This window comes from Entomomonas moraniae, from assembly GCF_003991975.1.
Lineage (GTDB): Bacteria > Pseudomonadota > Gammaproteobacteria > Pseudomonadales > Pseudomonadaceae > Entomomonas > Entomomonas moraniae.
The window spans coordinates 2677951-2703921 of record NZ_CP029822.1; the positions used below are offsets into that span (position 1 = coordinate 2677951).

General features: G+C 38.3%; 27 protein-coding genes and 1 pseudogene. 18 read left to right on the forward strand and 10 right to left on the reverse strand.

Annotation, left to right across the window (positions count from 1 at the left end):
• Positions 1-108: 108 nt before the first annotated feature.
• Entirely contained in the window at positions 109-1305 is a 1197-nt protein-coding gene (locus tag DM558_RS12405; protein ID WP_127164289.1) for an MFS transporter, read from the forward strand.
• Between the two features lies 1 nt (position 1306).
• Here the strand turns inward: DM558_RS12405 and radA are convergent, their stop codons facing one another.
• Positions 1307-2668 (reverse strand): DNA repair protein RadA, encoded by a 1362-nt coding sequence (gene radA, locus DM558_RS12410; protein ID WP_127164290.1) that lies wholly within the window; start codon positions 2666-2668, stop codon positions 1307-1309.
• Between the two features lie 103 nt (positions 2669-2771).
• Here radA and mscL point away from each other — a divergent pair, with 103 nt between their 5' ends.
• From mscL to DM558_RS12440, 6 genes are all read left to right on the forward strand, one after another.
• On the forward strand, positions 2772-3191 hold the full coding sequence (mscL, locus tag DM558_RS12415; RefSeq protein ID WP_127164291.1) for a large-conductance mechanosensitive channel protein MscL: 420 nt from the start codon (positions 2772-2774) through the stop codon (positions 3189-3191).
• Between the two features lie 241 nt (positions 3192-3432).
• On the forward strand, positions 3433-4518 hold the full coding sequence (locus DM558_RS12420) for an ABC transporter ATP-binding protein (protein WP_127164292.1): 1086 nt from the start codon (positions 3433-3435) through the stop codon (positions 4516-4518).
• A 15-nt stretch (positions 4519-4533) separates the two neighbouring features.
• Positions 4534-5580, forward strand: a complete 1047-nt coding sequence (locus DM558_RS12425; RefSeq protein WP_228411747.1) for an ABC transporter substrate-binding protein — start codon at positions 4534-4536, stop codon at positions 5578-5580.
• Positions 5581-5595: 15 nt separating this feature from the next.
• Positions 5596-6627, forward strand: coding sequence for an ABC transporter substrate-binding protein (locus DM558_RS12430; RefSeq protein ID WP_228411748.1), 1032 nt, complete (start codon positions 5596-5598; stop codon positions 6625-6627).
• An 11-nt stretch (positions 6628-6638) separates the two neighbouring features.
• Complete coding sequence (locus DM558_RS12435; RefSeq protein WP_127164294.1) at positions 6639-7883, forward strand: ABC transporter permease; 1245 nt, start codon at positions 6639-6641, stop codon at positions 7881-7883.
• 1 nt (position 7884) lies between these two features.
• Complete coding sequence (locus tag DM558_RS12440) at positions 7885-8712, forward strand: ABC transporter permease (RefSeq protein WP_127164295.1); 828 nt, start codon at positions 7885-7887, stop codon at positions 8710-8712.
• A 3-nt stretch (positions 8713-8715) separates the two neighbouring features.
• Here DM558_RS12440 and DM558_RS12445 read toward each other — a convergent pair.
• Positions 8716-9114 (reverse strand): annotated as a pseudogene (locus tag DM558_RS12445) (phytanoyl-CoA dioxygenase family protein); the annotation flags it as partial.
• A gap of 18 nt (positions 9115-9132) precedes the next feature.
• Positions 9133-9396, reverse strand: coding sequence for a hypothetical protein (locus DM558_RS12450; protein ID WP_127164297.1), 264 nt, complete (start codon positions 9394-9396; stop codon positions 9133-9135).
• Between the two features lie 114 nt (positions 9397-9510).
• On the opposite strand from DM558_RS12450, the gene DM558_RS12455 reads away from it, so the two are divergent.
• Positions 9511-10863, forward strand: a complete 1353-nt coding sequence (locus DM558_RS12455; RefSeq protein ID WP_127164298.1) for an OprD family porin — start codon at positions 9511-9513, stop codon at positions 10861-10863.
• A gap of 44 nt (positions 10864-10907) precedes the next feature.
• Here the strand turns inward: DM558_RS12455 and DM558_RS12460 are convergent, their stop codons facing one another.
• The 7 genes from DM558_RS12460 to DM558_RS12490 form a co-directional block, all read right to left on the reverse strand.
• Complete coding sequence (locus DM558_RS12460; protein WP_127164299.1) at positions 10908-11819, reverse strand: MetQ/NlpA family ABC transporter substrate-binding protein; 912 nt, start codon at positions 11817-11819, stop codon at positions 10908-10910.
• A gap of 11 nt (positions 11820-11830) precedes the next feature.
• Positions 11831-12544 (reverse strand): methionine ABC transporter permease, encoded by a 714-nt coding sequence (locus DM558_RS12465; RefSeq protein ID WP_228411749.1) that lies wholly within the window; start codon positions 12542-12544, stop codon positions 11831-11833.
• Positions 12545-13285: a methionine ABC transporter ATP-binding protein gene (locus DM558_RS12470; RefSeq protein ID WP_127164300.1), complete on the reverse strand. Its 741-nt coding sequence runs from the start codon at positions 13283-13285 to the stop codon at positions 12545-12547.
• 216 nt (positions 13286-13501) lie between these two features.
• Positions 13502-14800 (reverse strand): amino-acid N-acetyltransferase, encoded by a 1299-nt coding sequence (gene argA, locus DM558_RS12475; RefSeq protein ID WP_127164301.1) that lies wholly within the window; start codon positions 14798-14800, stop codon positions 13502-13504.
• A gap of 85 nt (positions 14801-14885) precedes the next feature.
• Complete coding sequence (argE, locus tag DM558_RS12480) at positions 14886-16025, reverse strand: acetylornithine deacetylase (RefSeq protein WP_127164302.1); 1140 nt, start codon at positions 16023-16025, stop codon at positions 14886-14888.
• Between the two features lie 3 nt (positions 16026-16028).
• Complete coding sequence (locus tag DM558_RS12485) at positions 16029-17387, reverse strand: tryptophan--tRNA ligase (RefSeq protein WP_109704232.1); 1359 nt, start codon at positions 17385-17387, stop codon at positions 16029-16031.
• Between the two features lie 26 nt (positions 17388-17413).
• Positions 17414-18046: an alpha/beta hydrolase gene (locus DM558_RS12490; RefSeq protein ID WP_127164303.1), complete on the reverse strand. Its 633-nt coding sequence runs from the start codon at positions 18044-18046 to the stop codon at positions 17414-17416.
• A 139-nt stretch (positions 18047-18185) separates the two neighbouring features.
• Between DM558_RS12490 and DM558_RS12495 the strand changes: the two genes are divergently transcribed.
• The 10 genes from DM558_RS12495 to DM558_RS12540 all read left to right on the forward strand — a co-directional run bounded on the left by DM558_RS12495 (position 18186) and on the right by DM558_RS12540 (position 25961).
• Positions 18186-18665, forward strand: coding sequence for a YhcB family protein (locus DM558_RS12495; RefSeq protein ID WP_109704230.1), 480 nt, complete (start codon positions 18186-18188; stop codon positions 18663-18665).
• A gap of 307 nt (positions 18666-18972) precedes the next feature.
• Positions 18973-20862: a tRNA uridine-5-carboxymethylaminomethyl(34) synthesis enzyme MnmG gene (gene mnmG / locus DM558_RS12500; protein ID WP_127164304.1), complete on the forward strand. Its 1890-nt coding sequence runs from the start codon at positions 18973-18975 to the stop codon at positions 20860-20862.
• Positions 20862-21503 carry a 16S rRNA (guanine(527)-N(7))-methyltransferase RsmG gene (gene rsmG / locus DM558_RS12505; protein ID WP_127164305.1) on the forward strand — a complete coding sequence of 214 codons (642 nt, stop codon included), beginning with the start codon at positions 20862-20864 and terminating at the stop codon, positions 21501-21503. Before mnmG ends, rsmG begins: the two co-directional genes overlap by 1 nt.
• A gap of 11 nt (positions 21504-21514) precedes the next feature.
• Positions 21515-22291 carry a ParA family protein gene (locus tag DM558_RS12510; RefSeq protein WP_127164306.1) on the forward strand — a complete coding sequence of 259 codons (777 nt, stop codon included), beginning with the start codon at positions 21515-21517 and terminating at the stop codon, positions 22289-22291.
• Positions 22292-22305: 14 nt separating this feature from the next.
• The gene (locus tag DM558_RS12515; RefSeq protein WP_127164307.1) at positions 22306-23178 is read left to right on the forward strand and encodes a ParB/RepB/Spo0J family partition protein; all 873 of its coding nucleotides are present in this window, start codon (positions 22306-22308) and stop codon (positions 23176-23178) included.
• Positions 23179-23319: 141 nt separating this feature from the next.
• Positions 23320-23721 carry an ATP synthase subunit I gene (locus DM558_RS12520; RefSeq protein ID WP_127164308.1) on the forward strand — a complete coding sequence of 134 codons (402 nt, stop codon included), beginning with the start codon at positions 23320-23322 and terminating at the stop codon, positions 23719-23721.
• A 14-nt stretch (positions 23722-23735) separates the two neighbouring features.
• Positions 23736-24560: a F0F1 ATP synthase subunit A gene (gene atpB / locus DM558_RS12525; RefSeq protein ID WP_127164309.1), complete on the forward strand. Its 825-nt coding sequence runs from the start codon at positions 23736-23738 to the stop codon at positions 24558-24560.
• 66 nt (positions 24561-24626) lie between these two features.
• Complete coding sequence (gene atpE, locus DM558_RS12530; protein WP_109704223.1) at positions 24627-24857, forward strand: F0F1 ATP synthase subunit C; 231 nt, start codon at positions 24627-24629, stop codon at positions 24855-24857.
• An 84-nt stretch (positions 24858-24941) separates the two neighbouring features.
• Entirely contained in the window at positions 24942-25412 is a 471-nt protein-coding gene (locus DM558_RS12535) for a F0F1 ATP synthase subunit B (RefSeq protein WP_127164310.1), read from the forward strand.
• A gap of 12 nt (positions 25413-25424) precedes the next feature.
• Complete coding sequence (locus DM558_RS12540) at positions 25425-25961, forward strand: F0F1 ATP synthase subunit delta (protein ID WP_127164311.1); 537 nt, start codon at positions 25425-25427, stop codon at positions 25959-25961.
• Positions 25962-25971 lie beyond the last annotated feature (10 nt).

Consider the following 25971-nt stretch of genomic DNA (forward strand, 5'->3'; position numbering starts at 1 on the left):
AATAAAGCCTTGATAGCAGAGTTAATCATTAAGTGGTTTATTGACGCTATATTGTAGTAGGTATGAATAGACATGTGTTTACAAATAAAACAGATATTATAAGACTTTATGATAAAAAACATAATCACTAAACAAAAATTACTTACAATTGCAGGATTAGGTTGGTTATTTGATGCCATGGATGTTGGCCTTTTATCTTTTGTTTTAGCAGCCTTAGCAAGTGACTGGCAGCTGACTTCAAAAACTATTGCATGGATTGGTAGTATAAATTCTATTGGTATGGCTGTAGGGGCATTTCTATTTGGATTATTAGCAGATCGTTTTGGTCGACGAGCTATTTTTATTTTTACATTACTTTTATTTAGTATTGCCAGTGGACTAACTGCATTAACAACAGGGCTAACACTTTTTTTGATCTTACGTTTTTTCATTGGTTTAGGGCTAGGAGGAGAACTTCCCGTTGCGTCTACACTAGTTGCAGAGAGTGTTGAGTCCCATGAAAGAGGAAAAATTATTGTATTGCTTGAAAGCTTCTGGGCATTTGGTTGGATTATTGCAGCATTAATCGGCTATTTTATTATCACCGATTATGGTTGGCGTATTGCTATGCTACTCAGTGCATTACCTGCCTTTTATGCTGTGTACTTACGGATTAATTTACCCGATTCACCTCATTATAATGCGCAAAAAATAAAGCCAAAAATCATCAATAATTTAAAAATGTTGTGGAGTAAAGATTACAAGAAAGCCACATTAATGCTCGGGATTGTTTGGTTTTGTGTTGTGTTTTCTTACTATGGTATGTTTTTGTGGTTACCCTCTGTTGTCATATTAAAAGGATTTGATTTGGTTAAAAGTTTCGAATACGTATTAATAATGACATTAGCACAACTACCAGGGTATTTCACAGCCGCTTGGCTTATTGATAGAGTCGGACGTAAATTTGTGCTTATTACCTATTTATTAGGGACTGCTATTTCAGCTTACTTTTTTGGTATTGCAGAAACGGTGATACAGCTTGTTATATCAGGTATGTTTTTATCTTTCTTTAATTTAGGTGCATGGGGTGCTTTATATGCCTATACTCCAGAGCAATACCCTACAACAATACGTGCAACAGGTGCTGGAACAGCAGCAGGAATAGGGCGTATTGGTGGTATATTAGGCCCTTTGATGATTGGTTACATGGTGAGCTATCAGTTTAGCACCAGTACCATTTTTACTATTTTCTGTTTGGTTGTCATGATTGCAGTAATAGCAATTATTTTTCTCGGTAAAGAAACCAAACAAGCCCATTTACTATGAGTTATTCAAACAATGCCTCTAAAGCTTGGTCGAGCCTTGTAACAGCAACCACAGTTAAACCTTCAGGAGCTGTTTTAGGTGCGTTGGCTTTGGGGATAATAGCTCGTTTAAAACCATGTTTTGCCGCTTCCTTTAAACGTTCTTGACCACTAGGAACAGGTCGGATTTCACCTGATAATCCCACCTCACCAAAAACTAATAGGTCGTGTGATAAAGGTCGATTACGTAAACTAGAAATAACCGTCGCTAATAGCGCTAAATCAGCCGCCGTTTCAAGCACTTTAACGCCACCCACCACATTAATAAAAACATCTTGATCGTAAGTAGGAACACCACCGTGACGATGTAACACAGCTAATAGCATAGCTAATCTATTTTGATCTAAGCCAAGTGTAACACGGCGTGGATTTCCTAAGTGGCTCGTATCAACCAGTGCTTGAACTTCAACCAACATGGGGCGTGATCCCTCCCATGTAGCCATAACAACACTACCGGGTACGGCTTCTTGAGTACGGCTTAAAAAAATGGCTGATGGATTAGAGATTTCTTTTAATCCTTTATCTGTCATTGCAAATACACCGAGTTCATTGACTGCACCAAAACGGTTTTTAACAGCCCTTAAAAGGCGTAAGCGACCATCGGATTCACCTTCGAAATAAAGCACTGTATCGACCATGTGTTCTAGAACACGAGGGCCAGCTAAAGCCCCTTCTTTGGTGACGTGACCAACTAAGAAAATAGCGGTGTCGTTTTGTTTAGCATAGCGTGTTAGTAAGGCAGCACTTTCCCTTACTTGAGCAACCCCACCGGGTGCAGATTGTAATTGTTCGGTAAAAATAGTTTGAATCGAGTCAATCACCATTACTTTAGGTTTTTCCTGTTTGGCGGTGTGAATAATTGACTCAATACACGTTTCAGTCATTACTTTTAGCTTATCTTCGGGTAAGCTAAGACGGCGAGCACGCATCGCTACTTGCTGCTGTGACTCCTCACCTGTCACATAAAGGGCGGAATGATAATTGGCAATATTACATAAGGTTTGTAATAAGATAGTTGATTTACCAATACCGGGATCACCACCGATAAGTACAATAGAACCATCCACTAAACCACCGCCTAATACACGATCTAATTCAGATGAATGGGTTGTAAAGCGAGGTGTTTCTTCAGTGCTGACTTCAGCTAACGTTTTTATTTGTGCACTTTGCCCTGTCCAGCTTTTACTGCTACTAGACATAGGGGAATTATCAATGACTGTTTCAACCATTGTATTCCAAGCACCACACTCAGGGCATTGACCTGACCATTTAGGAAAAGTAGCTCCACATTCAGTACACCCATATAAACGTTTAGCTTTAGCCATATGCCCCTTCTGTATAAAATAGAGAATTTTACTAAAATGCTATTGTAAAGGATTCTAAGCTATAGCATCATTAAAAATTGAATTTTAATTAGAGAGTTTTATTATGAGTTTAGCGCAAGAGTTTAAAAAATTTGCAATGCGTGGCAATGTGATGGATATGGCGGTGGGTATCATCATTGGTGCAGCATTTGGTAAAATAGTATCTTCTTTTGTTGGCGATATTATTATGCCTCCTTTAGGTATATTAATTGGTGGTGTAGACTTTTCAGATTTATCCATTACGTTAAAAGCAGCCACTGAAGGTGCTCCAGCTGTTGTATTGGCTTATGGTAAATTTATTCAAACCATTGTTGATTTCTTAATTATTGCTTTTGCCATTTTTATGGGAATTAAAGGCATGAATAAACTCATGCATAAAGAAGAAGAGAAGAAAGTTGAAGAACCTGCAAAACCAACACAAGAAGAGTTATTAACACAAATAAGAGATTTACTAAAAGAGCAAAAAAATAACGATAATACTTAGTATTATTGCTTTGGTAGACTAAAAATAAAGTCCATGGTACGGATAAAAAGTGGACTTTTATACAATTAAATCAATTAATAAGTATAATTATTATATAGAGTAGTGATTATGACTAGACAATGGTCATTAATTGCGGTTTACTCTAACGATCACTTTCTGAATATGCGATAATAAAAAAATTATAAATGAATAAAGTAATTTAACTAAACTTTCATTAGTTAAAAATAAAGAGTTAGATAATATGACCGTGGTTTCTCACCCTTATGTACACTTCCGTAATATTCAAAAAACCTACGATGGTGAGCAATTAGTTGTAAAAAACCTTAATCTTGAAGTAGAAAAGGGAGAGTTTTTAACATTACTTGGCCCTTCTGGTTCAGGAAAAACTACCTGTCTAATGTTGTTAGCAGGCTTTGAAATGCCAACAAAAGGTGAGATTTTTTTAGAAAATAAGCCTTTACACACCTTACCACCGCATAAAAGAGACATCGGTATGGTATTTCAAAATTATGCGTTATTTCCTCATATGACAGTGGCTGAAAATTTAGCTTACCCCTTAAAAGTCAGAAAGATTAATAAAGCATTAATAGCTGAAAAGGTAAAACAGTCGTTAGCGCTTGTTAAATTAGATAATTTAGCTTCTCGTTATCCGGCACAACTTTCTGGTGGCCAACAGCAACGAATTGCTTTAGCGAGAGCACTTATTTTTCAACCCCAACTGGTTTTAATGGATGAACCTTTAGGTGCATTAGATAAGCAATTACGCGAGCAAATGCAACTTGAAATAAGACACCTTCATAAAGAGCTAGGGGTTACTATTATTTTTGTGACCCATGATCAGTCGGAAGCACTGACCATGTCAGATCGTATTGCTGTATTTAATGAAGGAATTATTCAACAAGTGGATACACCTCAGAATCTTTATGAGCACCCTTGTAACTCTTTCGTTGCCCATTTTATTGGTGAAAATAATGAATTGACTGGCGTGGTGGTTGATATTGAAAATAACCATTGCCGTGTGCGTCTGAAAAATGATGCTGAAGTGCTTGCTCGAATGGGTATTCCAATGAATATCGGCGATATAACTTCGTTATCTATTCGTCCAGAGCGAGTAATTTTAGCGCAAGCAAAAAATAATTGTTTAACTGGCACGATAGAAGAACTTATCTATTTGGGTGACCATGTTCGTGTTCGTTTGAATGTTATCGACAATAATACATTTATGGCTAAAATTCCTATTTCTGCGATGCAAAAACATTGGACAGCGGGTGTCACTATCCCTGTCAGTTGGTACAGTGATGATGCGTGTGCACTTAATCCCCTTTAAAATAACGGAACTTTTATGAGGTCTTTTGTGGTAAAGAATACACTGCTTATTATTTTACTTATAAGTACTGCTATGCAAATACAGGCAGAACCATTAACAGTTATTTCGTATGGTGGCTTACATGTTAAAGCCCAAGGCGAAGCTTTTTATAAGCCTTTTGAAGAGCAAACAAAAATAAAATTACTCACGGGTGAATACAATGGTGAAATGGCCAAAATACGATCCATGGTTGATACAAAAAATGTTTCTTGGGACGTGGTACAAGTCGAAACAGGTGATCTTTACCGTGGCTGTAGCGAAGGCTTATTTGAACAAATTGATTGGTCAACTCTAAAAATTGATGAAGAAAGTGATTATGTTGATGGTTCTCTTTCAGACTGTGGTGCAGGGTTTTTCATTTGGTCGATAGTTTTGGCTTATGATACCCATCAATTTAAAACACCCCCTAAGGATTGGAAAGATTTTTGGGATATCAAAAAATTCCCAGGCAAAAGAGCCTTAAGAAAAAGCCCTATTCTTGCTTTAGAAGCCGCTTTGCTGGCAGATGGTGTGAAGCCTGCTGATATTTATACTGTACTTGCAACGCCTGAGGGTGTAGACAGAGCATTCAAAAAGCTTGATGAAATAAAACCTTATATTCAGTGGTGGGAATCTGGTTCACAACCAATGCAATGGCTAATTTCAGGTAATGTAGTGATGACTTCGGCCTATAATGGCCGCGTGTATGATGCACAAGAAGAAGGTAAGCCAGTAGGCATTGTTTGGAATGATAGTTTCTATGACATGGATAGCTTTGCGATTGTAAAAGGAACAAAGAACAAAGAAGCAGCTGAACGTTTTATAACCCTGACGATGCAACCTGAAAATCAAAAGATATATTCAGAAGTGGCAGGTTATGGCTTTTCAAATAAAAAAACAGCGGCATTATTAGATAAAAAGACGCTTGAACACTTATCGACAGCACCAGAACACATGGAAAATGCCCATAAATTAGATCCTGATTTTTGGATAGACCATGGTGAAACATTGCAACAGCGGTTTAATATATGGATATCTGAGTAAATTAAGGCGAGTGGCGTGAAAAGGAAAATAGGACTGTTGTTAGGCTGTTATTTATTAATGGCCTGCCAGAAACAAAACGATGCATTAACTGTCGTTTCATTAGGAGGAATTCATGCCAAAACCCAAAAAGAGACTTTTTATAAGCCCTTTATGAAACAAACACAAACATCGATTGTGGCCGATAGTTATAATGGTGGCATGGCAAAGATTCGTTCTATGATAGAAACTCAGCAAATAGACTGGGACGTTGTTCAGGTAGAAACTGCTAATTTAATTAGAGGTTGTAGTGAAGGCCTATTTGAGCCGCTTGATACCAATTTAATTAGTAATAAGAATGACTTTATCAAAGGTAACTTTTCTGAATGTGGCATAGGTTTTTTTAGTTGGTCGATTATTTTTGCCTACAACAAAGATAAGTTACCTCGTGAGCCTAAGACATGGAAAGATTTTTGGAATATTAAAGATTTTCCGGGTAATCGTGGTTTACAAAAAATACCGATGATAGCATTAGAGGCGGCACTATTAGCAGATGATGTAAAACCAGAAGATGTCTATACCCTATTAAAAACGCCTGAGGGTGTAGATAGAGCATTTAAAAAGCTTGATGAGATAAAACCCTATATTCGTTGGTGGGAAAAAGGCTCTCAACCTTTGCCCATGTTATTAACGGGTGATGTGGTGATGACCACAACTTTTAATGGACGAGGTGTTATTGCTCAACAAGAAGGAAAACCCGTGGGACTGGTGTGGAATGATAGTTTTTACGATGTCGATAATTTTGCCATTATCAAAGGTAGCCGCCATAAAAAATTGGCAGAAGACTTTATAGCCTTTGCCGTTTCATCGGCACCTCAAAAAGCATTTTCAGAATACTCGCATTATGGTTTTGTTAATGAACAGGTTATACCACTGATCAACCCTATATTGCTTAAAGAATTACCTAATAATCCTGATGTGATGCGACATGCCCATAAAATTAATGCTAATTTTTGGGTTGAGCAGGGCGAACCATTAGAAAGACGTTTTAATATTTGGGCCTCCCAGTAGTGAGTTTAATAATGGAACAAATAATCAAACAACAAATACTTAAAAAAGGGCTGAAAAAATCAGGCCGTAAAAAAAGATGGCTATCTCGTGTATTAGTCATGCCTGTTGTTATCTTTTTGATTGTTTTTTTTGTTGTACCGTTGGCAGATATCTTATGCAAAAGTATCATCAATCCGGAAATTCATCGGAACTTACCACAAACATTGCAAGCATTGGCAACATGGGATGGTAAAACAACCCCCGATAACACTGTCTTTATGGCTCTTGCCAACGATTTACGAGAGGCCAGAAAAAAAGGGGTAGCAGGGGCAATTGGTAGAAGATTAGGTTATGAAGACGATAAATATCGTATTATGATCAGTACAACACTACGCAAGCTACCAAGAAAGCCTGTTGATGATATTAAAAGTAAAATCGTTGCTGCATCGCCCCTTTGGCAAGATCCGACCACATGGCAAGTGATTAAACAAGTATCAGGCAGTTTAACAACACATTATTTATTGCAATCATTTGATTATAAAACTGATTACAACACAGGTAAGCTAGTGCCTATAACCATTAAAATGCACAATGAACAAGTAGCTAATTACCATATAAAAATACTGCTTCGTACACTTTGGATGTCTTTTATTATTACTTCCTTTTGTGTGTTAATTGGTTATCCACTTGCCTATTGGCTTTCTTGCCAGCCGACGAAACGTGCTAACTTATTACTTATTTTAGTACTATTGCCTTTTTGGACTTCTTTACTGGTTCGCACGACAGGATGGTATATCTTATTACAATCGAATGGATTAATTAATTACCTCTTACAGCTATTTGGCATCATTAGTCAGCCCATTTCTTTTATTCCTGGGCGCTTTGGTGTATACATTGCGATGATTCATATCTTATTACCCTTTATTGTTTTACCCCTTTATGCGGTGATGAAAGGTATTTCCACTACACACTTACGTGCTGCTATCTCATTAGGTGCACACCCATTGTATGCATTTTCTACAGTGTATGTGCCACAAACGTATGCAGGACTCAGAGCTGGGGTTTTATTAGTCTTTATTATGGCCATTGGTTATTATGTGACGCCTGCATTATTAGGTGGGCCTGCTGATCAAATGATCAGTTATTTTATAAATTATTATACCAATGAAATAAATAACTGGGGGTTGGCTGCTGCACTGAGTTTACAGCTTATTGTACTGGTTGTGATATTAAGTTGGATTTACAGTAAAATTTCTTATAGGAAACGAAAAGTTTAATATGTTTAAACATTATTATCGTTCCACTAGCTGGAAAATTGGACGATTTATATTTAATAGTTTTGCTGGTTTAGTATTAGTTTTTTTAATTACGCCTGTGCTTATTATTATTCCGCTTTCGTTTAATAGCAGTTCGTTTTTAACTTATCCTATGGATGATGTTTCGCTTACCTGGTATAAGGCTTTCTTTACATCAGATACATGGATGAGCGCCCTTAAAAATAGTTTTATTATTGCTCCCATTGCAACACTATTTGCAACGGTATTAGGAACCTTAGCGGCAATGGGGATTGCTAAAACTAAATTCAGAGGCAAAATGCTCTTTATGAGCATTATCATGTCTCCGATGGTTACACCAATTGTGATTACAGCAGTTGGTATGTATTTTTTCTTTGCTCAATTACAATTAACCAACAGTTATTTAGGGATTATTTTAGCCCATACCGTATTAGGTATTCCTTTTGTAGTCATTACCGTCACGGCTTCTTTACGTGGTTATGATGATAATTTTTCTCGAGCAGCCATTAGCTTAGGTGCATCCCCTCTTACTGTGTTTAGAACAGTAACCTTTCCTTTAATTGCCCCAGGTGTTATTTCAGGCGCTTTATTTGCTTTTGCAACCTCATTTGATGAGGTTGTGGTGACACTCTTTTTAGCCAGCTCTAGTCAGCGAACACTTCCTATGCAGATGTTCAGTGGCATTCGTGAGAATATCGAACCAACCATTGCAGCGGCCGCAACCATAATGCTGGTTTCATCTGCCGTATTGTTATTAACCATTGAGTATTTACGTAGGCGAAGTGAGCGATTAAGAAAACCTACCCACTAACGTCTATGCAGAGAATAAAAAGGGAATTTCCTCTGTAAGAGACTCAGGTACAAATAAAAAATGTAATACACAGCGACCATTAGCATGCGTAGCTCTAGATGATGAATGTAAAATAAGTGGGCTCATGATGACTACACCACCAGCATTGACGGTGCACTCTTTCTCTCCTTTCTCATCACGAACGGCAATCCATTGCTTTTCAGGAATACGCTCTAACTGATGCGATGTTGGAACAACTTTTAAAGGCCCATGGGCTTGTTGGCAATCATCAATATGTAATCTTACGGCGATAATTTGATTAGCCATAGTTGAAGGAGGCTGTACAAATAAAGTCCCTTGTTTTTTTGACCAACCTGTAAAACCCTCTTTTGTAAATTGCTCTTTGACAGGAATGCTAAGGTCTTGGTGTAAAGGTACTAGCTAGTTTTTTTCTAATGACTTTTGAAAATAAGTACACTGTATTGCTTTGCTTGAATTGGGGAGTATGGTGGACAATTCAGGATGTTTTTTTAATTGATTAGCCAGTGTTTTGCACCACGTTTCAGACAATAATTCTCTACTGCCCGCTCCAACAACATCAATACCGATTAATTGTTGTTTAATAGCATTGAGTTTATCAATCGTTAAGATATTTTCTAAAACTAAATAGCCCTCATCATTAAAAATTTGCTGACTAGTTTTCATAGCTAAAATCTCCTTTATTTATATAAGCATATCCATTTAATTTAGGTATAATATAAATTATTTATAACAAAATATATCAAAATCCCCATAGTAGACCCTAGGAGTCTTTATCTAATGCAATCAACTAAACGTGTTGCGTTATTAGTAATTAGCTGTTTAACGTATTCTCAATTTTTATTAGCTAGCGAACAGAGCGAGAGTAAAGGATTTATTGAAGACAGTAAATGGAATGCTCATGCACGGAGTTTGTATTTTAGCCGAGATTTTAAAAGTAGCCATAATACAGGGCAAAGTAAAAGAATGGCTTGGGGACTTGGTTTAAGTACTGTATTTGAGTCAGGATTTACAGAAGGAACCGTTGGCTTTGGGTTAGATGCATGGGGATTGCAAGGGATTCGTTTAGATGGTGGTAGAGGCCATGCTAATGCAGCAATGGATGTAACACCTGTTGGTGATTCGGGGCGTGCCGCTCACGATTGGAGCCAATTAGGCGGCGCGGTAAAAGCAAGAATATCCAATACAACCATTAAATATGGTAACCAATTTGTCAGCTTACCGATTTTAATGACCGATAGCTCAAGATTACTACCTGAGTCAGTCACCGGTACGTTAATTACCAGTAAAGAAATCGAAAATTTAGAAATTAATGCAGGGCATTTTACAGCCATTAGCGGTGCACATAGCACGGGTCATGATAACTCAGGTTACCCAAGTGCCTATTATGTGGGTATGAAACGTTTAGATTTTATTGGTGGTACTTATCAATTTACAGATAATCTAGCAACGAGCTTATACTATTCATGGAATAAAGATATTGCTAAACGCGCCTACGGTAATATTAATTACACTTACCCAATTGATAATCAACAAAGTGTCAATGTTGATTTTAATATTTATCATACCGATTATGATAAAAAGTATGTTCGTCGCACTAGTGAAGGCGATATTGATAAAAGCATCAATAATACAATCTGGAGTTTAGCTGGTAAGTACAGCTATGATGCACATTCATTTATTGTGGCCTATCAACAATCTATGGGTGGTTGGTATGGGCATGGTTATGACTATGGTTCAGGTTATGGTACTAATGATGGTGGAAGTAGTATTTGGCTAGCTAATTCTTACGAGTCTGACTTTAATGCAAAAGATGAAAAGTCATTACAATTAAGTTATGAGTTAAGTGGTGCTGGTATCGGTATTCCTGGGTTAGCCTTTAAGTCAGCTTATGTTTATGGTTGGAATGCAGACACAGCTGCTTATAGTGGCGGTAAACGTGGTAAAGAAAGAGAGTTGTTTAATCAAGTTTCTTATACTATTCAGCAAGGCGCTGCAAAAGATCTTGCATTTAAAGTAAGAAGTTCTTTTTACCGTGCAACCAATCGATTCTCTTATGGTGATAATAACGAATTACGTGTTTATGTCGATTATCCCTTGGATTTGGTGGCGTTGATTAAAAACAATAAGTAATAAAAAAAGCCCTTCATTTGAAGGGCTTTTTAATGCGCGATTAGTTATTTCGCTGTGGTTTCTTGTGTTGTAGTTTGTTCATCAGCTTTGACAGGAGCTTTTACTTCTACTGTCCAATTGGCAGGCCATTTATAACCTTCAAATGTTTTATGGGAGTAGTCTTTAAACTCATCAGAGTTATAAGCAGCTATCACGTCTTTAGCCCATGGCTGATCAATATCTTTAGTACGCATTACACCCCAGTTTACATAGGCAAAGCTAGGCTCTTGATAAAGTGCAGTCGTTAACTTGACACCGGAACTAACAGCATAATTACCATTGATAATGGCGAAGTCTACATTATTACGTGATCTTGGTACTTGTGCTGCTTCAAGTTGAACTAGTTGGATATTGTACTTATTGTCTTTAATATCACGTTCAGAAGCAGTTAACGGATTAATGCCTTCTTTTAATGTAATCCAACCTAAGTCATTCATCATAACAAGCGCCCGAGCGAAATTGCTAGGGTCATTAGGTACAGATACGCGCATATCTTTTTTAGCGTCTTCTAGCTTTTGCAGACGACCAGAATAAATACCAAGAGGTGCTGTAGGTACTTGGAATACAGGTGATAATGCAAGATTTCTTTCTGCTTTAAAACTATCTAAATAAGGTTTATGCTGAAAAATATTAACATCGATATTTCCATTCGATAGGGCAAGATTAGGTTGCACATAGTCTGTGAACTCTATCAATTTAACATCATAGCCTTTTTTCTCTAAAATAGGCTTAATAGAAAATTTAACCATGTCACCAAAATCACCAACGGTGGTACCAAAAAGAATAGTTTTTTTGGCGGTAGGCTCATTGGCTTGTGCCGTTTTATTTTCAGCAGTTTTATCACCACAAGCGGCTAGACTTAAACAAGCAGCTAATAAACTTGTCGCTAAAACTTTTAAAGTAAGTGTTTGATGCATGTTATTTAACCCTAACGTTTATCAATTTTACGGGTAATAAAATTACCCAGTGCTTGTATCATAATAACAATAATAGAAAGCAGTACAACGACTGCAATCATTATATCGGTTTGGTAGCGATTATAACCATAACGAATAGCAAGATCTCCTAAGCCACCACCACCAATCATACCAGCAGCTGCACTGTAAGAGAGAATACTAATAATTAATACCGTTGTACTAGAAACAATACCTGCTCTTGCCTCTGTTATTAAAACCCGAAAAATAATGGTTGTATTGGATGCCCCCATTGCTTGAGCTGCCTCGATGATACCTTTAGGTATCTCTCTTAGGTTCTGTTCAACTAATCGTGCAAAATAGGGAATGGCTGCAACAGATAAAGCTACTGAGGCGGTATATGTTCCAAAAAAAGCTGTGGGGTTATTTCCCGATAATACATTAATAAGTGACTCAGAGAAGGGACTAATAGCAACCATTAAGATGACAAAAGGAAATGCTCTTAGAAAATCAACCAGTGTTCCGAGTGTTTTATTAGCCCATTTATTTTTCCATAGTTGGTTAGGATTAGTTAAATGTAAACAAATACCAATAGCTAAACCAAATAAAACAGCAATAACTGTTGCAATAATAACCATTATTAATGTTTGTTGGCTAGCGACCCAAAACTCACCTTTTATAGACCAGATATTATCTAAGTAATAAAAAATACCTTTGCTATTTTCCACTTAAAAGCCCTCAATCAATTTACTTGCCAATGTTGAGTTGGCTAGAATTTGGTGATCTTTAATCTCAGCAATTTCAACAATTTTCCCTTGCTCCATGAGCGCTGCACGATTACAAATATTACGAATCACTTGCATTTCATGAGTTACCATTACGATGGTGACACCAAATTGTTTATTGATCTCTTTTAAACAGTCTAACACACTGCGTGTAGTGAAAGGATCAAGGGCACTGGTTGGTTCATCTGCTAAAATGACATGAGGACTAGGGGCTAATGCTCTAGCAATACCTACACGTTGTTTTTGACCGCCTGAAAGCTGTGCTGGGTAATGATTAATACGGTCTTCTAAATCAACAATAGCTAAACATTCTTTAACACGTTTATTAATATCTGCAGTTGACCATCCTGCAATTTTTAAAGGAAATGCCACATTATCAGCAACGGTTAAATTACTCAGCAAATTGAACTGTTGAAAGATCATGCCAATATTTTGACGAGCTTTACGCAGTTGTGCAGTGGATAAGCTAGTTAAATTCTGCCCGTCAACAATGACTTTTCCACCATCTGGACGCTCAAGTAAATTAATTAAGCGTAACAAGGTTGATTTACCTGCTCCAGAAAAACCGATTAAACCGAACACTTCACCTTGATCGATAGTAAGAGACGTTGGGTGTACTGCATCAAACCACCCGTTTTGGTCGGGATGGGAATAACGCTTGTAAACCTGATCTAATACAATCATATAATAAAAAACTCCATATCTATTTACTAGATATTATAAACAGACTCAATTAAGGAAGAGGGTAAAGTAACTGATTGTTGAGTAAAGATAAAATAATATTCAGTTATTTCAATATAAGCGAATTATTATATAATAAAATTTATATAAAAGCGTAGGCTATATTTATCGTTTCTATAACGCTACGCTTTTTTAAATCAACAAAGCAGCCATTTGAGATTAAATCGCTTTTTCAAATACTTTCGAGTTTCGTTGAAAGTTGTAAAGTGATGCCCTTGCACTGGGGAGTCTATCCACACTACTTGGCAGAAAGCCGCGCTCTAAAAACCAGTGAGCCGTTTTGGTGGATAATACAAACAATGTTTTAATACCTTGCTGTTGTGCACGCATGATGATTCTTGCTAATAATTCATCGCCTTTACCATCATGACGATATTGAGGGTTAACCGCTAAACAAGCAAGCTCTCCTGCTACTGAGTCAGCGATTGGGTACAGCGCTGCACAGGCAATGATCATTCCTTCGCGCTCAATAATAGTAAATTGCTCAATCTCACGCTCTAATACTTCACGAGAGCGACGTACCAAAATACCTTGTTCTTCTAACGGCCTAATGAGCTCCATTAAACCGCCAACATCTTCAATGGTTGCTTCTCTAATCGTTTCAAACTGTTCTTGTGCTATTAGGGTGCCATTTCCTTCGCGACTAAATAATTCCTCTAATAGAGCGCCATTTTCTGCATAAGATACAATTTGAGCCCTTTGTACACCTTGCCGACAAGCTTCTGTCGCGGTTGTTAATAATTTTGCTTGATAATGGTTGGCGAGTCTTTCTATATGGGACACTGCCTCATGAGGGCGTAGTTCTCTAATTAGCTGCCCTTGCTCATCGAAAATACCTTTTTCTTCTCCGTAGAGGATAAGTTTATCCGCTTGTAGTTTGATTGCTGTAAACATGGCGATGTCTTCCCCAGACAAGTTAAAAATCTCGCCTGTGGGGGAGTAACCTAAGGGAGAAAGCAAAACGATATTGTTTTCATCTAGCTGGCGGCAAATACCTTTTCTGTCAATACGGCGAACTTCACCTGTGTGCTGAAAATCAATACCATCAACCACGCCAATGGGTTTGGCAGTTACAAAATTGCCACTGGTTACACGTAATCTTGCACCTTGCATCGGTGATGAGGCAAGATCCATTGATAGTTTAGCTTCAAATGTGCTGCGAAGTCGCCCTACAACCTCTATGACGCAGTCTAGTATTTCAGCATTCGTCACACGTAATCCGTGGTGATAATGGGGTGATATTTTTTTGTCCGCGATCTTTTTATTAATTTGTGGGCGAGAACCATTAACTAAAACAAGTCGAACACCTAAACTATGTAATAACACAAGGTCATAAATAATATTATTAAAATTTGGATGCTCAACTGCCTCGCCAGGAATCATTACCACAAAGGTTTTACCCCGATGGGCATTGATATAAGGGGAAGCTTGGCGTAGCCATTGTACGTAGTAAGACATAATAAGAACCTATGATTAAAACAAGAAAATACAGTTATTTATTTAAGTGTTTGTTATTTCGTCGCTGTTTCAATGCGTAAGGCTCCTATGATAAGCAGTAATGTGTTATTAGTTGGCGCAATAATAACGTATAAGGCTCTATTTGAGAAAGTGATAAGTACTCATTGGGTTGATGGGCTTGGTCAATAGAGCCCGCACCTAGAATGATCGTATCACCAACAACTTGTTGAATAAAGGGGGCTTCGGTTGCAAATGCAACAGACTCACTGGTGAGTCCTGTGAGTTTTTCGGCAAGTTTGACTAGTTCACTGTTGGCATTTTGTTCAAAGGCTGGAATATCTCCAAACAGTGGTTGATAATTAAGGGATACTTGGTGCTTTTCAATGATAGGTGTTAACTGTTGAATGATCGTTGCTCTTAAATCATCAGCAACCATGGTTGGTAATGGCCTAAGATCAAACTCTAAGGCACATTGCCCACAAATACGGTTGGGGTTATCGCCCCCATGAATGCAACCTAGGTTTAATGTAGGGTAGGGCACAGAAAAAAGAGGATTTTGATAATGTTGTTGCCATTTACTACGTAATTTTAGCAGTGTTGTCATGGCCTCATTCATTGCTTCCAGCGCACTGTGACCTAACGTAGGATTAGAAGAGTGGCCACTTTGCCCAATCATTTCGATACGGTCCATCATTATGCCTTTGTGCAGGCGAATGGGGTGTAGGTTAGTGGGTTCGCCAATGACGGCAGCACGTCCAAATTTTTGTTTGCTAGCTAACAAGGTGCGAGCACCGTTCATGGAGCTTTCTTCGTCACAGGTTGCTAAAATAAATAAGGGTTGCTTAAAAGGTTTATTTAACAAAGGTTGTAAGGCTTTTATTGCGATTGCGAAAAAGCCTTTCATGTCACAACTACCTAAACCGTACCAACGATTATCCGCTTCGTAAAGGTCAAGAGGATTACTTGCCCAGTGAGTTTCATCATAAGGTACCGTGTCAGTATGCCCTGCTAAAACAAAACCGCCTGTACCTGAGCCATATTGTGCAAGTAAATTATATTTACCCTCTGCAACGGCTTGTATTTCAAGTTTAAATCCTAACTCGTCTAACCATGAAGCCAGTAAATCGATCACTTCTTTATTGCTTTGATCAAGATTAGCTTGGGTTGAGCTGACGGAGTTTGTCCGTAGTAGCTGTTTAAACTGTTGCTTAAAGTCAGGTAGCATTCTTTACTCTTCGCTAGCCAGTGATTCTAGCGCTTCATTTACTGCACTGATTAATGTTTTTAACGCTTCTTCATCGGTACAATAAGGGCTTTGAGCAATGAATTCATTTTCCCAATAGAGAGTTACTTGTGAATTTTCACTGGTGAGCTGGCGCGATGTAGGTGTATTAATCAATTGTTGGGTTAATACGCCAATTTCTTTAGGGTTTGTAAAGCCTTTTGATAGTAAAAGCTCATCACCATTAGCAGCTACTAAGCGGAAATGGAAATGACCGTCTTTTTCTCTAAAACTAACAAAGCGCGCTGCTTTGGCTGCTTTTTTCTTTTGTTTATCATTAGTTGTGAGCTGTTGATTAAAATTACGCAAACCTACTGACTCTCTAAGCTCTTGTAAGAAAGGTTTAGCAAGTTTTCTTGCTTTAGCTGCACCTGCTTGTAAAATATCTTCAATATCATTGGGTTTAGCCAATAAAGCATGATAGTGTTCGCGAGGCGCACTTAGCTCATTGTTAATCAGTGTAAATAATTGTTGTTTAGCCTCACCCCAGCCTAAGCCCTGTTTAAGGTCGTGGTAGAAGGCTTCTGTTTGTTGTAGTGTTGCAAAGGCTTTGTAAAGCGTGAATAAGTGTGCCTCATCAGGGTCTTTGGGTTCACCAGGGAGCTTTGAGTCAGTAACTATCTTCGAAATGGCCTCTTTTAGTTCTTTTTCTGGGCTAAATAAAGGAATGGTATTGTTATAGCTTTTGGACATTTTACGACCATCTAAGCCAGGAAGTGTCGCAACAGCTTCTTCAATGAGTGCCTCTGGCAACGTAAATAGATCTTTTCCTTGACCATAGAGCATATTGAAACGTTGGGCAATGTCTCTCGCCATTTCAACGTGTTGGATTTGATCACGACCCACAGGTATTTTATTGGCATTGAACATTAAAATATCAGCTGCCATAAGCACCGGGTAGCAGAATAATCCCATGGTAATCCCTGCATCAGGGTCTTCATTTTGCTCTAAGTTCTTATCTACCGAAGCTTTATAAGCGTGAGCGCGATTAAGTAATCCTTTAGCTGAAACACAGGTTAATAACCACATGAGTTCAGGTATTTCAGGGATATCTGACTGACGGTAGAAAGTGACCCGTTCAGGATTTAGGCCACTGGCTAACCATGTGGCGGCAAGTTCTAGACGAGACTTTTGTATACGCAAGGGGTCATCACACTTAATAAGTGCATGATAATCGGCTAGAAAATAAAAAGAATCAACATCTGTTTGTAGGCTAGCTCTTATTGCGGGACGAATAGCCCCTGCATAATTACCTAAATGAGGTGTACCTGTTGTTGTAATACCTGTAAGAACACGAGTTTTCATAAAATGACCATTTTGTTTAAATTAAATTATTGAAGATAAGGTGCTACCAAGTCTTTAAGTTCGGTTAAGCGTCCATGAAAGAAATGGCTGCATTCAGGAACAGTAAGCAATGTATGCTCGATAGTTAAATGGTTGCTCCAATCATAAACGATTTGGGGGGTGACGACTTCGTCAGCCTCAGGTTGAATCACTAATAAAGGGCAGCTAGTGGGTAGTTTCCCCTTAATATCAAATCGCTCAACAGGTGGTGCTATCATGATTAGTTGTTTAATAGGCGTTCCTTGTTGCTCTAATTGTCCCGCCAAGCATGCGGCGACACACGAGCCAAAAGAAAATCCCATGATGATAATGGGTTGATTAGGATTTTTTGCTTGTAGCCACTCAAGTGCTGCTTTAGCATCGGCTGTTTCACCCACACCTTCACCGTAAGTTCCTTCGCTTTTTCCTACGCCCCTAAAGTTAAAGCGTAGCGTTGACCATTGATTATCTCGAGCAGTACGTTGTAATGTTGCGACTACTTTGTTTTGCATCGTTCCTGCATAGAGTGGATGGGGGTGACAAATAAGAGCAATACCTTTAGCATCAGGTTGTTCGCAATAGAGTGCTTCAAGCTTACCCGCTGGGCCATTAATAAATAGTACAATTTCTTGAGTTGACAACGTTAAGCTCCGTGTCCAATATATAATAAATGATTTAACTATATTAAAAATAAATTTTAAATCAATGGTTTTTTGTTTGATACAATTACTTTGTAATATTTCCTTTGTGGGTTAATTATATAGCAAGAGAGGCACGAAGATGGAGATGGGCTTAGTAGTAATTATTGCGATCGTAGCATTTTTAGTAGGTGTGCTGGGTGGTTTTTTAGTGAGTAAAGCAACTGCTGGACGTGACAGCTCAGGTAATTTGAAGAATCAAATGGATAGTTTACAGGGGCGTTTTTCAGACTATCAAACGGAAGTGGCTAATCATTTTAATAAAACAGCAAGTATCGCTCAGAAGTTCTCACAAAGTTATCAGGAAATGCAGTCACATTTACAGCATTCGGTGGAAACTCTTGTGTCTGATAGTGAGTTAAGATCAAGATTATTATCTGAAATTAAAATGGATGAGTTGAAAGCTTTGGATTATTCCGCTGAAGGCCAAGTTGAACAAGATATTCCAGAGCAAGAAACTACGGCAGTTAACACATATAACGATACCCCTCGTGATTATGCGCCTAAAGTACCGGGAGAGGTAGGTACTCTTGCTGAAGAGTTTAGCGCTAAACGTAAGTAAGCTATTATTTCCTTAACCTTAATTATCTTAAGGTTAAGGAAGCTTGATAAATGTTTATTAAATAACGTTTGACCCATTATAAAAATAGCATTTTTAATTAGTTAACATTTTCCAATATTTCAATAAGATAGTTAAGTAGTATTGGCTTATTTTAGTGTGAATATATTTCATCTTGAATAAAACGCAAATTCAAAAATAACTATTTTCTTTTAAAATAAACTATTACTCCTTTAATCTTCGTAATAAAATAACCTATACTATACGGCTATTTTCAGCCAGTGCTTTGTTCTTCTTAAGAGGTTAAATAGTGGACTTTCCCAGTCGATTTGGAGTCATTGTAGTAGGTGGTGGTCATGCAGGTACAGAGGCAGCGTTGGCTGCTGCGCGCATGGGAGTAAAAACACTTCTCCTGACTCATAATATTGAAACATTAGGCCAAATGAGTTGCAACCCTGCTATTGGTGGTATTGGGAAAAGTCATATTGTCCGAGAAATTGATGCGTTGGGTGGTGAGATGGCACATGCTGCCGATAAATCAGGCATTCAGTTTCGTATCTTAAATAGCCGCAAAGGGCCTGCCGTTAGAGCAACCAGGGCTCAGGCTGATCGCATACTCTATAAAGCGGCTATTCGTTATAAGTTAGAGAACCAGCCTAATCTTTGGCTATTTCAACAAGCCTGTGATGATTTAATTGTTGAGGGAGCTGATGTTAAAGGCGTTGTTACACAAATGGGCGTTAGGTTTTTATCTGATACCGTTGTGTTGACTGCAGGTACTTTTTTAAATGGTTTAGTGCATATTGGTTTAGAGCATCATTCTGCTGGACGGGCAGGGGATCCTCCTGCTATTGCATTAGGTAGTCGATTAAGAGAATTACCTCTTCGCGTAGGGCGTTTAAAAACAGGGACACCGCCTCGTATTGATGCAAGAAGCGTTGACTTTTCAGTTATGATTGAGCAACCGGGCGATTTTCCTTTGCCTGTGATGTCTTTTTTAGGCAGTGTTGATGAGCATCCTCAGCAAATTAGTTGTTGGGCTACCGCAACCAATGCGCGCACCCATGAAATTATTGCAGCCAATTTGGATCGTTCACCTATGTACTCAGGTGTTATTGAGGGTATTGGTCCACGTTACTGCCCTTCTATTGAAGATAAAATTCACCGTTTTGCGGATAAAGAAAGTCATCAAATCTTTTTAGAACCAGAAGGTTTAACGACAAACGAATTATACCCCAATGGTATATCTACCTCGTTGCCTTTTGATGTGCAATTGGATTTTGTACATAGCATGAAAGGGTTAGAAAATGCTCATATTCTTCGTCCTGGTTATGCCATAGAGTATGATTTTTTTGATCCCAGAGATTTAAAAACAAGCTTAGAGACAAAACACTTAAATAATTTGTTTTTTGCGGGTCAAATTAATGGGACAACAGGCTATGAAGAGGCTGCTGCGCAAGGTTTGTTGGCGGGTAGTAACGCGGCATTAAAATCACAGGGTAAAGAGAGTTGGTGCCCTCGTCGTGATGAGGCGTATTTAGGCGTTTTAGTTGACGATCTTATTACATTAGGTACTTCTGAACCTTACCGAATGTTTACCTCGCGTGCAGAGTATCGCCTTATTTTAAGAGAAGATAATGCGGATTTACGTTTGACGGAGAAGGGGCGCGAGTTAGGATTAGTTGATGATGCCCGTTGGGATGCATTTTGTCGTAAGCGTGAGAATATTATAAAAGATACAGAGCGCTTAAAAACGACATGGATATTACCTAATACACCTAAGGGTGATGCGGTTATTAAAAAGTTTAATACAGCATTAACGCATGAATATAACTTACTTAGTTTACTGGCTCGTCCTGAGGTGGATTTTAAATCACTGATGGAAACGGTTGGTATTGATGATATTGATGACCAAGTTGCAGAGCAATTAGAAATTCAAACGAAGTACTCAGGTTATATTAATCGGCAATATGAAGAGATAGAGCGGTTGCGTGACAGTGAAAATGTTGTATTGCCAGATAGTCTTGATTTTACTGCTATCTCTGGGCTTTCGAAAGAAATTCAGCAAAAATTAATAACTGTAAAGCCTCAAACATTAGGGCAAGCTTCTAGAATACCAGGTGTAACGCCTGCAGCTGTTTCATTGCTCATGGTTTATTTAAAGAAACATAATATGAGTCGTCAACTGGAGCGGCATTGATGGCGTTAGTTACCCAACAGCAGGTTGATATCTTAAAGCATGGTATAAAGCAGCTAAATATAGCTGTTTCACCAGAACAGCAACAGCTATTGTTGAGTTATTTAGCGTTGTTGGCAAAATGGAATAAAGCATATAATTTAACGGCTATTCGGGATATCAACCAAATGGTATCACGCCATCTGTTGGATAGTTTAAGCATTGTTCCGTATATTAAGGGTGAGTATTGGTTAGATGTGGGTAGTGGTGGTGGTATGCCCGGTATTCCATTAGCCATTATGTTTCGTGATATACAGTTCGTATTGCTGGACAGTAATGGTAAAAAAACAAGATTTTTAACTCAAGTGGTTCTTGAGCTAAAATTGGCTAATGTTAAGATTGTTAATGAGCGTGTTGAATCGTTTCACGTGAAACAAACTTTTTCCGGTATTGTATCGAGAGCGTTTAGTTCAATAGAGGACTTTGTCACGTTGACTAAGCATTTAGCTAATGAGAGTACAAGATGGTTTGCAATGAAGGGGATTTACCCTGAAGATGAGTTGCAAGCACTTCCTGAAAACTTTAAAGTAGAAGCAAATTATTCGTTGACGGTGCCAAATTGTGAAGGGCAACGACATTTGCTTATTATTCAATATCACCCATAAAAGGTAAGTGAATGGCTAAGGTTATTGCAATTGTTAACCAAAAAGGGGGAGTAGGAAAAACTACTACCTGCATTAATCTGGCCGCTTCTTTGGTAGCATCTAGAAAGCATGTATTACTTGTTGACCTTGATCCACAAGGCAATGCAACAACGGGTAGTGGCGTTGATAAGCTAGCCTTGGAGCGTTCCATTTATGATGTTTTGGTAGGAGACTGTAATTTTGTAGAGGCAATGTTTTTTTCCGAGCAGGCAGGTTATCAATTACTTCCTGCTAATAGGGATTTAACAGCGGCTGAGGTAGAGCTATTAGAAGTGAATTCGAAAGAGAATCGACTTCGTGAAGCTTTGGCTCCTATCCGCGATAATTATGATTTCATTTTAATAGATTGCCCACCCTCTTTATCTATGCTGACGGTTAATGCGTTGGTTGCTGCCGATAGTGTTATAATTCCAATGCAGTGTGAGTATTATGCCTTAGAGGGTCTAACTGACTTATTAAATACCATTGAAAGGATAAGTCAGTCGCTTAATCCTACACTATGTATTGAAGGGCTGGTGCGGACAATGTATGATTCAAGAATGAGTCTTACTAATGATGTGTCAGTTCAATTAGCTGAACACTTCGGTGATAGGCTTTATGAAACGGTAATTCCTCGCAATATCCGCCTGGCAGAAGCCCCCAGTTTTGGATTACCTGCACTAGTGTATGATAAGCAGTCCAAAGGTGCTGAAGCCTATTTGGCTTTAGCAAAAGAATTAATTAAAAGACAACGTAAGACAAAATCATAAGGAACGACAAAAGCATGGCTGTAAAGAAAAGAGGTCTAGGCCGAGGGTTAGATGCATTACTTGGGGGGAACTCAGCATCGATTATTCCGGATCAAACGGCTATTGTAGCTCAAAGTGAATTACAACAGTTGCCTCTCGATATTATTCAGCGTGGAAAATACCAGCCTCGTCGAGATATAGATCCTCAAAGTCTTGAAGAGTTAGCTCAGTCTATCAAAGCGCAAGGAGTTATGCAGCCTATTGTGGTAAGACCTATAGGAAAAGGGCGTTATGAAATCATTGCAGGTGAAAGGCGCTGGCGAGCTAGTCAGCAAGCTGGCTTGGATAAAATTCCTGCCCTTGTTCGAGAAATTCCGGATGAAACGGCAATAGCATTAGCGCTGATTGAGAATATTCAACGTGAAGACTTGAATCCAATCGAAGAAGCTGTCGCTTTACAACGATTACAGCAAGAGTTTGAATTAACACAGCAACAAGTGGCGGAAGCAGTCGGTAAGTCTAGAACAGCCGTTACTAACTTATTGCGTTTGATCAGCTTACCAGAAGACATAAAAGTAATGTTAGCTCATGGTGATTTAGAAATGGGACATGCCCGTGCTTTGTTAGGCTTACCTGCGGAAAGACAGGCAGAGGGGGCACGTTTTATTGTGGCAAGAGGGTTATCTGTTCGTCAAGCTGAAGCATTGGTTCGTCAATGGCTAAATGAGACTACAGGTAAGATCACTCAAACACAGATTGATCCAGACATAACAAGGCTAGAGCAGAAGCTAGCAGAGCGATTAGGGGCGCCCGTTGTCATAAAGCATAATAAAAAAGGAAAAGGTGAACTTGTTATACGCTATAATTCTGTGGATGAGTTGCAGGGTGTCTTAAAGCATATTCATTGACTGAAGTAATGATTTATAAAAATAATACAACTTTGTATTGAAGCTTTGCTTGGATACCCCTATACTTTACGTTTAACTAAGTAATAATGATTAGTGCTAATGAAATATAATAGTATTGATTTAGAATAGCTGAGTTGATAAGTGGCTTTTCGTAATAAAACACCTCTGCATCAACTGGCGATTTCAAAACTACTTTTGGCTCAGGTACTAATGAGCGTAGTAATAGCTGTAGTTTTCTTGCTTGCTGAGGGTATAAGCGCAGCAGGAAATGCAATGTTAGGTGGATTAATAGTCTTGCTGCCTAATATCTATTTCGCGTTGAAAGCTTTTCGCTATTTCGGTGCTCGATCTGCCTTAGATATCACCTTGTCCTTTTGGTCGGGTGAAATGGGCAAGTATGTTTTGACTGTAGGGTTATTTATATTTGTATTTTTGGTAATAAAACCAAATAATTTTATAGCACTTTTTATTGGTTATTTTGCAGTATTAATAGTTTCAGCTTTAGGGCTGTTACTGGTAAAAAAGAGTTTTAGAAAATATTAAAGATAGAGGCGATTATGGCAGCAGACGCGGATCCATCAGCAGCAGGTTATATTCAGCACCATCTGCAAAACTTGGTCTTTGGTAAAACACCGGACGGTTGGATGTTGGCAAGAACGCATGAGCAAGTTGAACAAATGGGTTTTTGGTCTATCAATCTTGATACGATGTTCTTTTCTATTTTAATGGGTATTATTTTCTTAGGCCTGTTCCGCTATGTAGCAAAACGTGCTTCTATTGATAAGCCAGGTACATTGCAGTGTATTGTAGAGTGGACGGTTGAATTTATTGATAACACCGTTAAAGATGTTTTTACTGCAAAAAATCCACTTATTGCTCCTCTTGCCTTGACTATTTTTGTCTGGGTCTTTTTGATGAACAGCTTGAAATGGATTCCTGTTGATTATCTTCCTGATCTGGCCAGTGCCATAGGGCTTCCTTATTGGAAAGTTGTTCCTACAGCAGATCCTAATGGTACATTTGGTATTTCTTTAGGTGTGTTTGTTTTAATTCTTTATTATAGCTTCAAAATTAAAGGGGTCGGTGGATTTACTAAGGAATTGGCCTTTACTCCCTTTAATCATTGGTTATTGGTCCCTTTCAATTTGTTTCTAGAGCTGATTGGACTATTCACAAAGCCACTTAGTTTAGCCTTGCGGTTATTTGGTAATATGTATGCAGGGGAAGTTATATTTATCTTAATTGCCCTGTTACCGTTTTGGATTCAGTGGATCCTTAATGTGCCATGGGCAATTTTCCATATCCTTGTGATACCATTACAAGCTTTTGTATTTATGGTATTATCAGTGGTTTATTTGAGTGCGGCACATGAGCATCACTAATATTATGTTAGTAATAGATGCTTTTTATCAACATTAGTTTTTATTATATTACTTTTAGGAGTTTATATGGTTTACATAGCAGCAGCTTTAATGATCGGTTTAGGTGCTTTAGGTACTGGTATCGGTTTCGCTATTCTAGGTGGTAAATTACTTGAGTCTACAGCACGTCAACCAGAATTAGCTTCTACATTACAAACAAAAACGTTCTTAATGGCCGGTTTACTTGATGCGGTACCAATGATTGGTGTAGGTATTGCAATGTACCTTATCTTCGTAGTTGGCCCAGCTGGAGTTTAAGTTATTTGTTATTTAGGGATAAGCAAAGTGCTTAACTTAATAATAGAAACTAGCACCAACTCAGATAGCATGGGGTAAATTGTTATGAATATAAATTTGACGCTTATCGGTCAAACAATTGCTTTCGCTATTTTTGTCTTGTTTTGTATGAAATATGTATGGCCACCTATTAGTCAGGTTATGCAAGAACGCAAGAGAAAAATTGCTGAAGGTTTGGATGCTGCTGGTCGTGCAGAGCACGAACTGAAGGATGTCCAACAACAAGTTGAACAGATAATTCGTGAAGGTAAAGAACAGGCTACAGATATTCTTGATAAAGCTAATAAAACAGCATCATCAATTATTGATGAGTCTAAAGCTCAGGCTCGTGCAGAGGGTGAAAAGTTAATTGCTAATGCACGATCTGAAATAGATCTTGAAATCAACCGTGCTAGAGATCAACTTCGCTCACAAGTAGCGGATTTAGTTGTGCAAGGTGCTACAAAGGTTCTTGAATCTTCTGTAGATGCAAAAGCACACAGTGATCTGGTTGATAAAATGGCTTCTAAATTATAAACGAGGCAGGTAATGATAAATAACCATACACTTGCCAGACCTTATGCAAGGGCTGCGTTTGAGTTTGCTAAAAGTGCGAATCAAGTTGATACATGGTTTAGCATGCTTAAAGCCGCGGCTTATGTTTTAGAACAACCAGCAGTTGTTCTAGAGTTAGGAAAGCCAACATTAACACATGCCCAAAAAGCTAAATTTTTAGCCACTTTGTTGGCAGGTTATGTAGATGATTCCTTTAGTAATTTTTTAAATGTGTTAGGTGATAACGGGCGTTTATCTTTACTACCTACTCTTTGTGAACTGTTCAAAGATTACAAGCTAGAGGCAGAGCGTATAGTAGATGTTGAAGTGGAGACAGCTTTTGCTTTAAGCGAGGAGCAGCTTCATAAAATAACGAATGCGTTATCGAAAAGACTTGATCGAACTGTGCAAGCTAAACAAACAGTAAATTCTGCATTGATTGCTGGTTTAATGATTCGTGCAGGTGATTTGGTAATAGATAGTTCAGTTCGTGGTCGGCTAGATAAACTCGCCGAAGCAATGAATTCCTGATTAAGGGGCA